The 15,632-nt window shown below is 44.9% G+C and carries 16 protein-coding genes; all 16 read right to left on the bottom strand.

Translation table 11 applies throughout. The features are described from left to right. Positions 1-21: 21 nt before the first annotated feature. Positions 22-2,085, bottom strand: coding sequence for a glycine--tRNA ligase subunit beta (gene glyS / locus EV210_RS17790; protein ID WP_132082721.1), 2,064 nt, complete (start codon positions 2,083-2,085; stop codon positions 22-24). A 2-nt stretch (positions 2,086-2,087) separates the two neighbouring features. Further along, the gene (gene glyQ, locus EV210_RS17785; protein WP_132082720.1) at positions 2,088-2,963 is read right to left on the bottom strand and encodes a glycine--tRNA ligase subunit alpha; all 876 of its coding nucleotides are present in this window, start codon (positions 2,961-2,963) and stop codon (positions 2,088-2,090) included. A 446-nt stretch (positions 2,964-3,409) separates the two neighbouring features. Beyond that, positions 3,410-3,862 (bottom strand): DUF4342 domain-containing protein, encoded by a 453-nt coding sequence (locus EV210_RS17780; RefSeq protein ID WP_132082719.1) that lies wholly within the window; start codon positions 3,860-3,862, stop codon positions 3,410-3,412. A gap of 36 nt (positions 3,863-3,898) precedes the next feature. Next, positions 3,899-4,663: a DNA repair protein RecO gene (gene recO / locus EV210_RS17775; RefSeq protein WP_165898961.1), complete on the bottom strand. Its 765-nt coding sequence runs from the start codon at positions 4,661-4,663 to the stop codon at positions 3,899-3,901. A gap of 8 nt (positions 4,664-4,671) precedes the next feature. Continuing rightward, on the bottom strand, positions 4,672-4,791 hold the full coding sequence (locus EV210_RS17770) for a YqzL family protein (RefSeq protein WP_132082717.1): 120 nt from the start codon (positions 4,789-4,791) through the stop codon (positions 4,672-4,674). Between the two features lie 42 nt (positions 4,792-4,833). Next, positions 4,834-6,141 (bottom strand): hemolysin family protein, encoded by a 1,308-nt coding sequence (locus EV210_RS17765; protein ID WP_132082716.1) that lies wholly within the window; start codon positions 6,139-6,141, stop codon positions 4,834-4,836. Positions 6,142-6,180: 39 nt separating this feature from the next. After that, entirely contained in the window at positions 6,181-6,768 is a 588-nt protein-coding gene (locus tag EV210_RS17760; protein ID WP_132082715.1) for a DUF502 domain-containing protein, read from the bottom strand. Positions 6,769-6,898: 130 nt separating this feature from the next. After that, positions 6,899-7,798, bottom strand: coding sequence for a GTPase Era (gene era / locus EV210_RS17755; RefSeq protein ID WP_132082714.1), 900 nt, complete (start codon positions 7,796-7,798; stop codon positions 6,899-6,901). Then, positions 7,795-8,208, bottom strand: coding sequence for a cytidine deaminase (locus EV210_RS17750; RefSeq protein WP_279388514.1), 414 nt, complete (start codon positions 8,206-8,208; stop codon positions 7,795-7,797). Before EV210_RS17750 ends, era begins: the two co-directional genes overlap by 4 nt. Then, positions 8,208-8,603, bottom strand: a complete 396-nt coding sequence (locus EV210_RS17745) for a diacylglycerol kinase family protein (protein ID WP_132082712.1) — start codon at positions 8,601-8,603, stop codon at positions 8,208-8,210. Before EV210_RS17745 ends, EV210_RS17750 begins: the two co-directional genes overlap by 1 nt. Continuing rightward, positions 8,542-9,036, bottom strand: a complete 495-nt coding sequence (gene ybeY, locus EV210_RS17740) for an rRNA maturation RNase YbeY (protein ID WP_132082711.1) — start codon at positions 9,034-9,036, stop codon at positions 8,542-8,544. Before ybeY ends, EV210_RS17745 begins: the two co-directional genes overlap by 62 nt. Next, positions 8,945-11,134, bottom strand: a complete 2,190-nt coding sequence (locus tag EV210_RS17735) for an HD family phosphohydrolase (RefSeq protein WP_132082710.1) — start codon at positions 11,132-11,134, stop codon at positions 8,945-8,947. The genes ybeY and EV210_RS17735 overlap by 92 nt, the downstream gene beginning before the upstream one ends. Positions 11,135-11,146: 12 nt before the next feature. Next, on the bottom strand, positions 11,147-12,115 hold the full coding sequence (locus tag EV210_RS17730; RefSeq protein ID WP_132082709.1) for a PhoH family protein: 969 nt from the start codon (positions 12,113-12,115) through the stop codon (positions 11,147-11,149). A 16-nt stretch (positions 12,116-12,131) separates the two neighbouring features. Next, a complete protein-coding gene (gene yqfD, locus EV210_RS17725) occupies positions 12,132-13,355 on the bottom strand; it encodes a sporulation protein YqfD (RefSeq protein ID WP_132082708.1) in 1,224 nt (407 codons plus the stop codon). Further along, positions 13,345-13,620, bottom strand: coding sequence for a sporulation protein YqfC (yqfC, locus tag EV210_RS17720; RefSeq protein ID WP_132082707.1), 276 nt, complete (start codon positions 13,618-13,620; stop codon positions 13,345-13,347). The genes yqfD and yqfC overlap by 11 nt, the downstream gene beginning before the upstream one ends. A 129-nt stretch (positions 13,621-13,749) precedes the next feature. Next, positions 13,750-15,273, bottom strand: coding sequence for an ATP-binding protein (locus EV210_RS17715; protein ID WP_132082706.1), 1,524 nt, complete (start codon positions 15,271-15,273; stop codon positions 13,750-13,752). Between the last annotated feature and the right edge of the window lie 359 nt (positions 15,274-15,632).

Here is a 15,632-nt window from a genome sequence, read left to right as displayed (position 1 = left end):
CCGGTGCAGTTCTCTTTCCAGCTAATTTGCTATTATTTTGCTTAAGTCGGCAACTCGCTGCGCAAGTGCTGTAATGGACTTTAACAGAGCCAGTCTGTTGTTGCGTACCTGCTGATCTTCCACCATGACCATGACTGCACCAAAAAACACATCAATCGGTTCCGCCAGTTTAGTCAATTCCTGCAAGACGCCCTGGTAATTGCGTTCATTGATCAGTTGAGCTGCTTTTTTATCCGCTTGCTGGTAAGCTTCATACAAAGCAGCTTCCGCTTCATTTGCCAGCAAGGCAGAGTCAACATGCTCACTGTCGGCATTTTTAGCTAAATTGGCAGCTCGCGTCAGTGCCTGTACCGCTTTTTGCATTGCGGCCGTTCCACCATCGGCATTAACAGCCTTAGCTCGCAGCCAAGTGTCATACACATCATCAATGCCCACTGCCATAACGGCATCAATGATATCATAGCGGATTTTTTCATCCGCTAGAATATTTTTTAACCGCAGACGGAAGAAGTCTTGTAAATCGGCAATGAGTTTCACCCGTTTTTCAGCGGAAGAAATATTCAGCAGATCCATTGTACGGTTAAACAGCTGCTCCAAAGATACCTGATATTGCCCCTGCAGCAGAATATTGACGACTCCCAGTGCCTGACGGCGCAGAGCAAAGGGATCTTGTGATCCCGTAGGAATCAAGCCCCTGCTAAAGGTAGCCACAATATTATCCAGTTTATCGGCAATACTCAATGCCTGGCCAATGGCAGACTGAGGCAGTTCATCACCGGCAAAGCGCGGCAGGTAATGTTCGTAAATCGCTGTTGCAACCACTGCGTCTTCACCGCTTAGAACAGCATATTCCCTTCCCATTACGCCCTGCAGTTCAGTAAACTCATTCACCATGCCTGTAACCAAATCTGCTTTAGCCAAATAGGCTGCCCGTCTGGCACTGACCACCCCCGTCTCCGCCTTTCCGGCATGATTAAGGATAAAGGCTGTTAACTCCTCCAGGCGCTTGGTTTTGTCATACATCGTGCCAAGTCCGTCCTGAAAAACAATTGTTTTGAGTTTCTCAACCCGATCAACAAGTTTGACTTTTTGGTCTTCTTCAAAGAAGAATCTGGCATCATCCAGTCTCGCCCTGAGTACCCGCTCATTACCATGACGCACGATATCGATATAGTCGGCGCCACCATTGCGAATCGTGATAAAGACGGGCAGCAGTTTTCCATCCTTGCCAAATACCGGGAAATACCGCTGATGCTCCCGCATGGGGGTAATAATTGCCTCCGGCGGCAGGCTGAGATACTTTTCTTCGAATCGTCCGCACAGCGAAGTAGGATACTCAACCAAAAATATAACCTCTTCCAGCAAGTCCTCATCAATGCTGGCTGTTCCGCCCTGGCTGACAGCCATCTTTTCAATTTGCTCGCGGATTACAGTCCGTCGGACATCCTGATCAACCATAACATGGTTTTCAGCTAATTTACTGAAATAATCATCCGCTGAAGTGAGAGTGATTTCCCCTTTACTCATAAAACGGTGTCCCCTGGTAATATTGCCTGAAGCAACGCCGGCAACCGTAAAGGGAATAACATCGCTGCCAAACAACGCAACCAGCCAACGGATAGGGCGGACAAACCGCATATCGCTATTGCCCCAGCGCATATTTTTGGGGAAGTTCAAGTTATCGATCAGGGAATGCAGCAACTGCGGCAGCAGCTCACGAACTGAGCGGCCGGTTTCTTCCACAATAGCATATACATACCCGTCTTTTACGATCAGTTGAGAAACATCCACTCCCTGGCCCCGGGCAAAACCTTGCGCAGCTTTGGAAGGAGTTCCGTCTTCAGTATAGGCTATTTTCACAGCAGGTCCCTTATTTTCACTACGCTTGTCAGCCTGCTGTTCGTCAGCCTGGCGAACGATAAGCGCCAAACGCCGCGGCGTGCCTACAGTACGAATTTCGCTAAAACCGATACGTTCAGCAGCAAGCATATCCTTTGCAGCTTCTGCCAGCTGCTTTAAAGCTCCGGGCATAAATTTAGCTGGTATTTCTTCTGTACCGATTTCCAGTAAAATATCTTTAGCCATTCTTATTTATCTCCTTTCAAGAGTGGATAGCCCAGTTTTTCCCGCTGTTCCAAATAGCCTTGCGCACATAAGCGCGCCATATTGCGAACCCGACCAATAAAGGACGTTCTTTCACTAACACTGATGGCGCCCCTCGCTCCCAGTAAGTTGAAAGCATGCGAGCATTTCAGGACATAGTCATAAGCCGGAAGGACAAAACCTGCCTCAAGAACACGAATAGCTTCTTTTTCATACATATCGAATAATTGGAACAAAAGCGCTGTATCCGCCAGTTCGAAATTGTAGTGCGACTGTTCTACTTCATTACGGTGAAAAACATCACCATAGGTAATACCATTGACCCATTCCAGCTCAAATACATTTTCCTTCCCTTGAATGTACATTGCCAGCCGCTCAAGGCCATAAGTAATCTCAACCGATACAGGCTTAACATCGATGCTGCCTACTTGCTGAAAATACGTAAACTGGGTAATTTCCATGCCATCAAGCCAAACTTCCCAGCCCAGCCCCCAGGCACCTAAAGTTGGTGATTCCCAGTTATCCTCGACAAAACGGATATCATGCTTAGCAGGGTCAATGCCAAGTAAACTCAGACTCTCCAGGTAAAGCTCCTGAATGTTCGCCGGCGACGGCTTCATAATGACCTGATATTGATGATGCTGAAACAAACGGTTTGGGTTGTCGCCATACCGTCCGTCCGCAGGCCGCCGGGAAGGCTCTACATAAGCCACATTCCAAGGCTCAGGTCCCAGCGCCCGCAAAAAAGTAGCCGGATTCATTGTGCCCGCTCCCTTTTCCACATCATATGGTTGTTGGATAATACAGTTCTGTTTTGCCCAAAAATTTTGCAGCGTTAAAATAATATCCTGAAACGTCATACAAAAAACCTCCTCGTCATATTGGGGATTGAAAATACAAAAAAACCTGCCGTCCCACGTAACAAATTTGTTACAGGGACGGGAGGTTTAGTTCCCGCGGTTCCACCCTGATTGACCGCTAACGGCCCGCCTTGGTTCTATTACGAGCTTTACTATTTCCAGAAGGGAAATTTCCTCTCGCAGCCTTCGGAGTGCCTTCACTTGCGTGTTATCAGGCTCACACTATTCCTGACTCGCTGTCGGTACAAGCTACTCTTCTCCTGCATTGCCCTCTCTTATCACAACGGTACAAACATTATGTACCAATATGACCTCAGTCATTCATTCTTGAGGTAAATATAGGATACCATAGGCCATAACTGAAAGCAAGGGTTTGACGAAACTTTGCAGACTTACGCGTATCCGGCAAAAAAGCACTGTCTTTTTTAAGACAGTGCCTGTCATTGCTATATTATATCATTACGCCGGTCTCTTATGGGTTCCTCTTCATTAAACTCTTCTTTCTCCACCTCATTCTCGGCAGGTTCTTCACTGCGCACAACCTCAATCGTGCAACGCTTGAACACGGCAACCAGTACGCCAAGTGCTGCCAGCTGCGGCAATACGACTGCACCGATTGTTCCTAATGTGACAGGTATATCCACCAGCGTCCGTCCATCATGCTTGACTCGCACTTTTGTTACATTTCCTTCGTGAATCAATTCTTTAACCTTATCGATTACCTCACCGGAGCGAACGGAGAATTCCTCGGTCCAGGATGTTTCTTTGGTGTTTTCCAGGTCAATTAATGTGCTGATAATATTCCCCTGATTGCGTTCCAGTGCCTCTTGTGCCTCACGATAGGAGATACCTGTTCTGTCACGGATAATATCAATCTTTTCTAGAGTGATCTCTTCCATTCGACTAACCCCCGTATTTTTTCCTTTAGTATCCCCTCACTGGCTGTTTTTATCCATTGCGGAGCTGCGGGTGAGCTGTTTGATAAAAGTAAGCGATTTTAAGGGCTTGCCCAATTGATATTCCAAATAGCTATACAGTATATTCTCCAACTGCTGTAAGGTTCTGGCATTAACGCAAAATGAATCCGGTTTTTTCCAATCCAGTTTTAATAATTTATCCATTAACTCACCAGCGGACTGACCAAATAGCGGCAACGGCTCCTGCTGGCACTGGCGACAGATGCATCCCCCCTGATCACAGCTGAAACCGGCTGTCTGATCAATGGCGGCACCGCACTGAACACATACCATATATTCTGGATGAAAACCGGCTAAAGATACCAGCTGCCAACCGGCAGCAAGCGCAATAATACGCGGATTGCGGTGCGGCATTAGGCGAAATACTGTCAGCAGCAAATCATAAACCCCTTCATCAGGCTGCCGCTCAGGCCACAATTCAGTAATGAGCTCGCTTAAAAAAGAAGCATACGACAGCAGGGCAATATCTTCTCTCACTTCACGGAAAGAATGCAAAATCTCACATTGCGTAATCGTATCAAAGCCATTTGCGTTTACCAGTGCCGCCCGGATTGACGCAAATGGCTGCAATACCCCGCCTAAGCGGCTTTTGGGCTGCCTTGCACCGTGAGCTATAGCCTGGAACTTACCATGCTCACGGGAAAATAAGGTAACCATCCTATCGGCATGCGCTGAGTCACGCACTGCCAAGAGGATGGCCTCAGTAACATATTGACGAGACATATTCATCTTTAATCCGGTGATGCTTCAGGATCACTGGGGCCATACTCGGTACATTCGCGATACGCTAAATAGGCGCTAATTTGCCCGGTAGTCTGGAAAAGTTCCCATAATAAGTCCTTCAACAACACTCGTCATCATCCCTTCGTAGAGAATTAGATTACATCCAACAGTTATTCTTCTGCCATAATTAATGATGAGTCTATGGGAATGGCTTTCACACGGACAACCCGAAAGCCATTGACCTGCAGCACTTCGAAGGTGTAGTCGCCAATATTAATTTTATCGCCGATTTCGGGACGGCGTCCCAGCGATCCAAAAATATAGCCGCCGATTGTGTCTTCTTCCGGCTCTTCCAGCCGAATATTCAGAAGCTCTGCCACATCATCGAGCAGCACTTTTCCATCAAATTCGTAGCTTCCGTCAGGAAAACGCCGTACCTCCGCCTCTTCATCATTATCATGCTCATCTTGAATATCTCCAACGATTTCTTCAAGCACGTCTTCCAGCGCAACCAAACCAGCGGTTCCACCATACTCATCGGCAACAACTGCCAAATGGGTGCGTTTCCGGCGCATGAATTGCAGCAGTTTCGCAACCGACATGCCTTCAGGCACTACCAGTATTTCGCGCATAACGGAATTTAAATTTTTACTTTCCGCATCATTCAGGTCAAGATCCATCAAATCACGGATATGCACCATGCCGATAACGTGATCCTTGTCTTCCGTACACAATGGGTACCGGGTATGACCAGTCTCACGAACAACACGCATATTTTCCTCAAAGCTGTCATCTGTAAATAAACAGCACATATCCTGTCTGGGCACCATAACTTCCCGGGCCAGACGGTCGGCAAAGTCAAAAACGTTGTCAATAAGCTCACTTTCCATTTGATCCAGAACACCACCACGATGGCTGGCACTGACAATCATCCGCAATTCATCCTCAGAATGAGCCAGTTCTGTTTCATTGGCTGCTTTCATTCCCATAGCATTCAAAATTGCTTTGGCAGCTTTATTGAACAATACAATAATAGGATACCCAAGTCGATGAAAAATGTACAGCGGCACTACAGCAAATAATGCCAGTTTCTCAGCTTGTTGAATCGCCATGGACTTTGGTACAAGTTCCCCCAGCACAATATGAAAAAAAGTAATGACCGTAAAGCCAATCGCAATACTAAGTGTAGTCACCAGCCAGGCTGCTTCTGGAAAATAAGCTAGTATAACCGGCTCGATCAAATCAGCTACCGCCGGCTCACCTATCCAGCCTAATGCCAGGGAGGCCAATGTAATACCCAATTGAGTCGCACCCAGATAAGTATCAAAGGAGGTGACAACTTTTAAAGCCAGCCTTGCGCGGGTATTTCCCTGCTGCACCAATTCTTCCAACCTAGTTTTCCGAACTTTCACGAGAGCGAACTCGGCAATTACGAAAAAGCCATTAACGAAAACTAAAAAAATTGCTGTTGCTAACATGAGTACATTATATATGGGCGAGTCGATAGCGCATCTCTCCTAACCTTTAAGCACATCATTGCTGCGCGGCATTACAGCACCTGCAGTCAATACATATTGCAAGGCATTTTCACCAGCTATATCCAAAATTATTATATCCCTCTTTGGCACCATAATATTAAACCCGGCCGTCATATTAAGGCTCATAGGAATGAAGACACAAACATACTCTTCATCCAGTTTTGAAGTAAAAGGCTCGGAAAGGTCAGGCATAATGAAACCAAGTGATTTCACTCCTGGGTGCGGATAAGGTACCAGAACCGCCTGCTTAAATAATTGCTGCGATTCAAATACGGCGGTAGAAAGCTGCTTGACACTATTATAGATAAACTTAACAATTGGAATTGTACCAACCAGACGTTCGCCTAGTACCAGCAACTGTTTCAAGGCCCAATGGGATGACAGCCAGCCGACTACAAAAATTAATAAGATAACGGCCACCAAACCTATTCCCGGGAAATGAATCGGCAAATGCCGGCCAAGCATACTCTCGGCAAAAGAAAATATTTGCAAAACAACAAAAACGGTAATCGCAAAAGGAACAACGACAATTAAGCCATTGATAAAATACTTAGAAACCCACTTCATAATTCACCTCTCTTACAAATGATACCATCGATAAACCGCTAAGGTCAATGAATACACACAAAACAACTGGAAAATTAACCATATCAAGCAAAAAAAACTGCCATAACAGGCAGTTTTTGCTTTGATCAAATCATTCATAACCGAAAGATTTTAAAATCCCTTCACGGTTACGCCAATCTTTTTTTACCTTCACCCACAGATCCAAATAAATCTTCGAACCAAGCAGATTCTGAATATCTTCCCGGGCTAAACGGCCTATATCTTTCAGCAATTGGCCACCGGCGCCAATGACAATCCCTTTTTGCGAGTCCCGTTCAACATAAATAACAGCGCGTACATATAAGTCATCATTGCTGCGTTTCGTCATTTCCTCTACTTCAACAGCAATTGCATGCGGTATTTCCTCACGGGTATTATGAAGTACTTTTTCCCGGATCATTTCTGCTATAACCAACCGTTCTGGCTGGTCCGTAATCATATCGGTCGGATAATATTGCGGCCCTGGCTCGAGATAGTTTTTCAATTCCTCCAAGAGATTTGTCAAATTGGTCTTCTCCAAGGCAGAAATTGGAACAACTGCTGCAAATTCTCGCACTTTTGTATACTGTTCAATAATTGGCAGTACTGCCGATTTGGGAACAGTATCAATTTTGTTAACCACCAAAATAACCGGCGTATTAATTTGCGCCAACCGTTCCAAAATATATTCTTCGCCTGGTCCCTTTTTCATCGTGGCATCGACAACAAACAAGACAACATCCACTTCCCGTAAGGTTGCTTCCGCGGTCCGGACCATATATTCACCGAGCTTATGTTTCGGTTTATGAATGCCGGGAGTGTCAATAAATAACACCTGAGCATCATCGGTTGTTAATACACACAAAATTTTATTTCTGGTAGTCTGCGGCTTGTCCGACATAATAGCCACTTTTTGCCCGATCATACTGTTTACCAGCGTTGATTTTCCTACATTAGGCCGTCCTATAACTGAGACAAAGCCTGATTTAAATTCTTTATTCACAGCGCTCATTCATTTCCATCTCCTGCTAAATCTTGATTCCCAAATGCCAGGGGCAATAACTCCTGTAAAGTTACCACCTTCTCTTCGCCCCGGATATTACACATAATAACAGTCTTAATGCCAAACTCAGCCATAACCTGACGGCATGCTCCACAGGGAGCTGTTGGTCCTGGCGTATCGGCTACCACCGCAATTGTTTCCAAATTGCGCTCGCCGGCGGAAACAGCTTTGAAAATCGCAATCCGTTCCGCACAGATAGTCAAACCATAAGATGAGTTTTCAATATTGCAGCCGTCAAATAACTTACCGCTTGCTGTTTGAACTGCGGAGCCAACTGCGAAACGCGAGTACGGGGCATATGCTTGTTTCCGGGCAAGGTTGGCCCGTTCAATCAATTCCTTCATCAGAACTGTCTCCATTACCTGAAAATTTTCGGGTAAAAAATAATACAACCGATGATCACAGCTGAAATAGCACTAATGAGTACCGCCCCGGCTGCGACATCTTTAGCAGTCTTGGCCAAAGGATGTATGCCGGGTGATGCCAGATCAACAACAGCTTCCAATGCAGTATTCATTAATTCTGAAACAATAACAGCCATGATAGTCACGACTAGAATAAGCCATTCTACAGAAGAAACGGCATACCGGAAACCAAAGCCCACCGTACACAAAGCTGCCGCCAGGTGTATTTTCATATTCCGCTGTGTGCGTAATGCATATGCCAATCCTGTAACTGCAAAATAAAACGATTTAACCAAAGACTTTGTTTTCGTTGTCGGCTTCACGGGTAATGCCCAGCAAAGATAAGACATGCTCTTCCTCCAGTCTCATCTCCGCCTTATCCTCCTCTGTCATATGATCATACCCCAAGAGATGCAGCATACCATGAACAGTAAGATAGGCAACTTCACGTTCCAGACTATGATTATATTCTTCCGCCTGCCGTGCCGCTGTCTCTAGTGAAATAATAATATCTCCCAGCAGCACTTGAGCCGGCCCGTCAACAATTTCTGGTTCTTCTCCCTCGTTGAGAGCAAAGGACAGTACATCGGTCGGCTGATCTTTGCCACGGTAATCCCGGTTTAAGTTCTGAATATAGGCATCATCACAAAAGACCAGACTAACTTCATTATTTTCAGTTAAACCGTAAACATCAGCAGCTTTTCTTAATACTGCCCTCACAGTTTGTTCCAATGGATCCAGTACTGTCATCTTTTGCAGGACATGGCTTACTATTATTTCCATTCTTAACTTTCTTCCTCTCCAACTCTTTCAAAGCCTCTGGATATTCAATACGGGTGTGAAACATACTGGATAAAACGCGAATAAACACATCTCCGATGATATTTAAATCTTTTAAAGTCAGATTGCATTCATCTAATTGACCGTCATGCAGGCGCTCACGGATAATCTTTCTTACCGTAGCTTCAATCCGGTTCACATTGCGCTTGGATAGCGAGCGAACCGCGGCTTCACAAGCATCTGCCAGCATAATTAAAGCTGCCTCTTTCGATTGGGGACGGGGCCCTTCATAACGGAAATCGGCTTCAATGATACAATCGCTATGTTCATTCTCCGTTGCGCGCTTGTAAAAATAAGACACTAGTGTCGTTCCATGATGCTGTTCAATGATATCACTGATTACCTGCGGCAGCTTATAATCGCGGCAAAGATCGACGCCATCGCGAATATGCGAAGTCACAATTAACGTACTTAATGAAGGGGCGATCTTATCATGCGGATTATCGGCATCAGCCTGATTTTCGACAAAAAAGTAGGGACGCTTAATCTTGCCAATATCATGATAATACGCACCAACCCGCACAACAACAGGGTCAGCGCCAACAGCGTCAGCAGCTGTTTCGGCAAGGTTGCCAACCAATACGCTGTGATGATACGTACCAGGAGCATCCAAAAGCAAACGCTGCAGTAACGGATGATTGGGTCTTGCCAAATCGAGCAGCTTAATTGGCGTTGTAATATTAAAAGCATGCTCCAAATAGGGCAAAAATCCGGTCGTAATCACCGCTGAAGCAATGCCGCTGAAAACACCAAGCATACCTTGCACCAGGATCTGCGTATTATTAAGCTGTTGAATAAACCCGGTAGCTCCGATAACAAGAAAATTAACTGCCGCTACCCAGACACCTGCTCTGGTAAGGCTGTAGCCATGAGAAGCCTTAGTGACACTGTAAACGCCTACCATACTGCCAATTACCGGCACTGCTACTGCCCGCAAATCATGATCTACGATAACTCCAAAAAGTAATCCCAGCATGATACCGGTCAGCAGACCTACCCGCGAATCAATAAGAATTGCTACCAACAGCGCTCCCGCTGCAATGGGAGCAGCAAAATCGGAATAATAATGGGCTGCCTTACCCAGAAATAAGGTAATCAGCATAATGAAGCCAAGAAGTACCAAATGCAAATCATTTTCATACACATGGCGGACATATTTATAAAGGTATCCTAAGGTTAAGGCCATAACGGTGATTACAAAAACCGCTAGTCCAAAGATACGCAGTTGATTAACCTGCCCAGCGTATAATCCAAGCTCTTCCATCGCCTGAAGCTGTTCTACGGTAACGACATCACCAGTGCGCACCAGTACCTGCCCTTTTTTAACAGACAGACGGACAGGCTCTACACTTGCAAGGGCAGACTGCTTGCGTTTATCCGTTTCCCGGACATTCATAATAAAATTAGGACGAAGCAGGTTTTGGCTGATAGCGGCTACCACCGCTTCAGCGTGATCCCCTAATTCACTCTTTTCTGTTTCCATGACAACTTGCTTAAGCGCACTGTCCAGATCATCATCCCGGATACCACGCTGCAAATACTTACGCAATATATTGCGGGTAAATTCTTCCGTCCTGGAAAGCGTCGTTTCATCAAGATTTGCCATGCCCTGAATAGCGGCTGCAGGCAAAGTTACAGGCAAACTGCTTTGCAGTTTTTCCACACGCAGCTCTGCAGTAGTCAGGTTTTTATCGGATACAATCCCCCTGGCCGCACGAAATATGCCGGCAATGCTTTCTTCCGCTTTCGTCATGACGCTCACATCTAAATCATAAACGTTTGGTACGCTGGCAAGAACTTCTGCTTCCAGCTGCTTCGTCTTAGCTGTATCAACATACGAGACTGTCCGCGGTGATACAACATCACGATCACTAACCTGTCCAACCTGCAACGATACCTTGTCAGGTATAAATTCGGCCGACAAGATTAACATAAAAAGCGAAAAAAAAGCAAAGCAGAGAATAATTCGGCGCACTAACGGCCTGGCATACATACTCGCAGGCTGCCCAAAGAATCCCCGCAGTTTATTAACCGATATCATAAATTAATCATCTCACTTTTCTTGTCCAAACCGTTCATAGGCCCGAATGATACGGGCAACCATTTCATGCCGGACAACATCACTTTCTGTCATCTCAACCATTCCGATACCCCGTACCCCTGCCAGCACCTGCTGGGCATGCTTTAATCCTGATTTATTGCCATTTGGAAGATCAACCTGTGTAATATCACCATTTACCACCATTTTTGAGCCAAAGCCCATACGTGTCAAAAACATCTTCATTTGCTCGGGCGTAGTATTTTGCGCTTCGTCTAAGATAATAAAAGCGTCGTCTAATGTACGACCGCGCATGTAAGCAAGTGGTGCCACTTCAATAATGTTTTTACTCATGTATTTTTGAAAAGTTTCTACACCTAAAACATCGTACAATGCATCATAGATTGGCCTTAAATAAGGGTCAATCTTTTCCTGCAAATCCCCGGGAAGAAACCCCAGCTTTTCACCAGCTTCCACTGCCGGACGGGTAAGGATAATCCTCTCAACCTCTCTGTTTTTCAAGGAAAAAACTGCCATTGCCACTGCAAGATAAGTTTTCCCTGTTCCGGCCGGTCCTATTCCAAAGGTAATCGGATTAGCCCGGATAGAATCAAAATATGCCTTCTGCCCCAGCGTCTTCGGCTTGACCTGCCGCCCCTTGGCAGTTACCAGTACAGTTTCGGCAACCATTTGCTGCAAGCCATCACTTTGTCCGCCTTTTACCATGCGAATACTATAATGAACGTCATGCGCAGTAATCAGATTACCTTCTCTATGTAAAAAAAGCAACTGTTCAAAAACACGCTTGATCTGTTCTACTTCCTCCTGGCTGCCACTGACAGTAATTTCATCTCCCCGGCTGGTAAGTCTGCTGGTAAAATTTTCTGTAATAATCCGGAAGTTTTCGTCATTACGCCCTAAAATTGCTATAGCTTCCTGATTATCTGCAAAACTAATCTTCCTTTGTATTGAATTTTGCTGCAATGAAGCATGGCCTCCCCTATTGGCTAATCATTTGACTGATTCCAATGTCCTCTACTGTTTCTACACCAACTTTAATCCGTACTAAATTCGGTTCATTCAGTTTTAATATCTCTATATTCCGTGCTAAAATTTGCGCGCTCTCCGGTATAATTTGCTGTACCGACTGCAATGCCCGTGCCTTAGCCTCATCACGCGCCTGCTCAATAGATATTTCCTGTGAGAAAGCTTGCAGCTCATGATATACCTGTATTGTAGATTCGACAAATAACTGGCTATTCCTCCATTGAGGCAGTCTTTTGTGCGTGATCTCACTTTCATACAGTTCAAATGGAGGCTGAGGTGCTCTTTTTAACGCCATTTCATAACCACCTAAATGAAGAAGAACTTCCATTTCCTGCCTGCCGGTTCTTTCTTTTATGGTTTGCTGCAAAGCCGCTTCTCCATAGCTCTCGTACCATACGCGGGCCTTCACAATTCCGCTGGCTTTTACCAGTTGAGCCGGAGCAGTTTGCGGTACCGGCTGAGCCGGCTGATCAGGGGTAGTGGGCGTAATCACAGGTGCAACCCCCTTAATGAGTATGTCCCCCTTTCTAACCGTATCCCCTTTTTTCACTGCCGGCTGCCCGGCCAAAGCGATGATTTCTGTAATAATCCCATCTCTGTCGGATACAATATTCGCCGGTGCTTTATCATCCTGCTTGGGCAGTGTCTTCTCTACCACCTCAATGACTACTCTTGTACCGGTAAAATTGATACTTACCCAGGAAACCTCGGGAATTGCGATCAAAATAGCATTCTCAATTTTCTTTGATTGAATAGTATCTTTCAAAACGCCCGGTTTTAATCCAAACTCCTGCGCTACCGCCGAAATTTTCAGCGGTGACGTCGCTTTTGTCCCCACTACATCGATAAACCAGATATAAGAAGCCAAAATTTGTATTGTAATAAGACACATAATGGCTCCCAAAACCAGCATTTTGCGGCGCCAGATTTTCTTAGAAAAAAAAGGCCAGCCGCGATAAGCCTTTACCGTTACCCGCGTACCGCTTCTTCTAACCAGCGGACGAATACGATAAAAATCTCCTAATTCGATCCAGGCATATATATCTTCATTTTCTTTGGACAATCCCCATAAATAAATTTGTTCCGCCACACACAAATTGATAAACTTCTCCGGCATAGCTCCCCTAATACATATTTTGACACTGCCATTTATATATTTTTTTAACTTAGGTGTCATATTTGACCTCCGCAATGGTCCCCTCGATTAAAATCTGCTCGGTCTGCAAATTACCTAACAACAAATTTTGGCCGTGAACATATAATTCCCCCTGGTTTAATTTGACGCGTACCAGTGAAGAGGTATACTCAATAATTCCTTTATGGTTTTCAATCAATAGCTGCTTATTGCCTAGCATGGTAATGCGCGGCAGATCAAGCACGATATCTTGTGGAATATCCAGTCTCTGTGCAATATTTTGTAAGATTCCCTTCTGTCTGCGCATGACACTCCTCCCCTTCATAATAAAAATGTATGCGTAAGCTATACGTTTCATACTTTCCATTAGAAAAGTTGGCACTTACACAACAAAACACTCATGCTGTCTGCTGCAGCATGAGTGTTTTGTTAATCCTTAGGCTAAAGGAAACATTGAGGGCATCTGCACATTTGCAGAACTGATGAAGTCTTCAAATTTATGCACTTTCACAGGTGCGGCAAAACGCATATAGTTTGTTGCAACAATCATTTCCCCGCAATCAAGGTTTTTGATTTCGTTGCGCTGCTGCAAAATATCCTTGCGGCACATAGACTCCAGCTTGCTCCGATCAGCTTTCGATGCCAGACCAAGAATAAACAGCGTATTGAGCTGTGACAACACTTTGTCAGCCAGCAATCTGGGCTGCTGATCTACAACGCACAGTCCCAAATTAAACTTGCGGGCTTCGCTGACCAGCCTTGCAAACACATTATTGCTTGTATGCTCCTTTTTCCCCAAAAAGCGGTGTGCTTCTTCCAGCACAATGAGTACAGGGGTGATCTGGCTGCGCTCTGCCTCTGTTTTTGAAGCATAATTTTGCAGCAGCTTTTTTGAAAGCAATGTCGACAACGCCTGCTCACCAACTGGTGATATATTCTTTAGTTCAACCAGAACCACTTTCCCCTGTTCTAAATCGGTAAGCATCTGCCCAATTACCGTCTCCTGGTCTGCTTTAATATTTAATTCTTGTTCCAGATTCCAGCAAATACTTTTAATCTTGCTGATTGTGCGGGACTGGAACTTCTGTCCTGTGCAGCCTGCCAGTTCTTCAATAATATCAGCAACATCGTATTGCAGAATATAATCCATCCACTTATCCTGCCATACAGAGGATAATTTGTATATTGCATCCAGCTGTGGTTCGGTAAAAGTTGCACAGGCCGTAATATCTTCAGGGTCAACTTCCTGTGTATTTACCGTCAGGCGATGTACATGCTCTGCCTGAGGATTCGTATTATATACAGACAACCGGTCTTTTGCCAGAGGATGATTCGATAAGTCCCGGTAGTATTCATTATGAACATCAAATATTAATAAACCGTATTTCTGATTATTAATCATTGAGCTTGCCAACACTTTAACTAAATTACTTTTTCCGGCACCCGTTGTGCCAAAAATACCAAGATGCTCAGTAATGGCTTTGGAACCATATATCCCTACCGGCAGCTCCAATACGCCTCTGCCTGATTTTAAAAAGCCAATTTCCAAGTCCCCTTTCATTTCGGATAACAATTCCGTATCATCAGTCGCTAATCCCCGCACTTCACAGAAGAAATCCGGGCAGGTTTTGGGATTAAAGAGACTTCCTTGTCCATCAGCATAACACAGCTGTTCAGCCATACCGATTTTAACGGTATGATTGCCACCTAAATAAAAATCAAGCTCTTCCTGATTTGCGACCTGGCCGCTGTCATCAAGTTTACTCATTAAATAGCCAACATTATTAAGACCAGACCAGCGGGATTTGACTTTAAAATCGTAAGCACGTATATAAAAACGGTCATTGTTTTTCCCTTCCACGACCAGTATATCGCCGAAATCAACATCCTGGTCAGGAGCAACAACAAATTCAACATACGTACCTTTGGCATATGTTAAGCGTCCTTTGTATTCCGACATCTTGTCCGCCTCCTTATTAAAACTTAACTATATTGTTATTGTGCGCCGAATAAGAAAATTAATAACAGGGGTATATTGCCACGATTGCGGTTCAGCAAAGTACCCAAAAAATTCATCTTTTACCTTCTTTTATCATAAAAAAGACCACTAACAATGTGGTATCCAATTAAAATTCTGCTATATACACTTTATTGTGACAAGGCGGGGGGGAGCGCCGTTGCATTAGCGTAGATTAAGCGACAGCGTCGGAGCGTTGCAATGGCTCTCCCTCTGCCGGGCCTTTACGCATCATTCTGACTCGCCATTTTACACAAAACAAAAAAGCACTCACATTCGTAAGTGCTTTTTGCTAATCAGCG

The organism is Anaerospora hongkongensis (assembly GCF_004339805.1).
Taxonomy (GTDB): domain Bacteria; phylum Bacillota; class Negativicutes; order Sporomusales; family DSM-15969; genus Anaerospora; species Anaerospora hongkongensis.
This window is presented reverse-complemented; position numbering and strand designations above follow the sequence as displayed.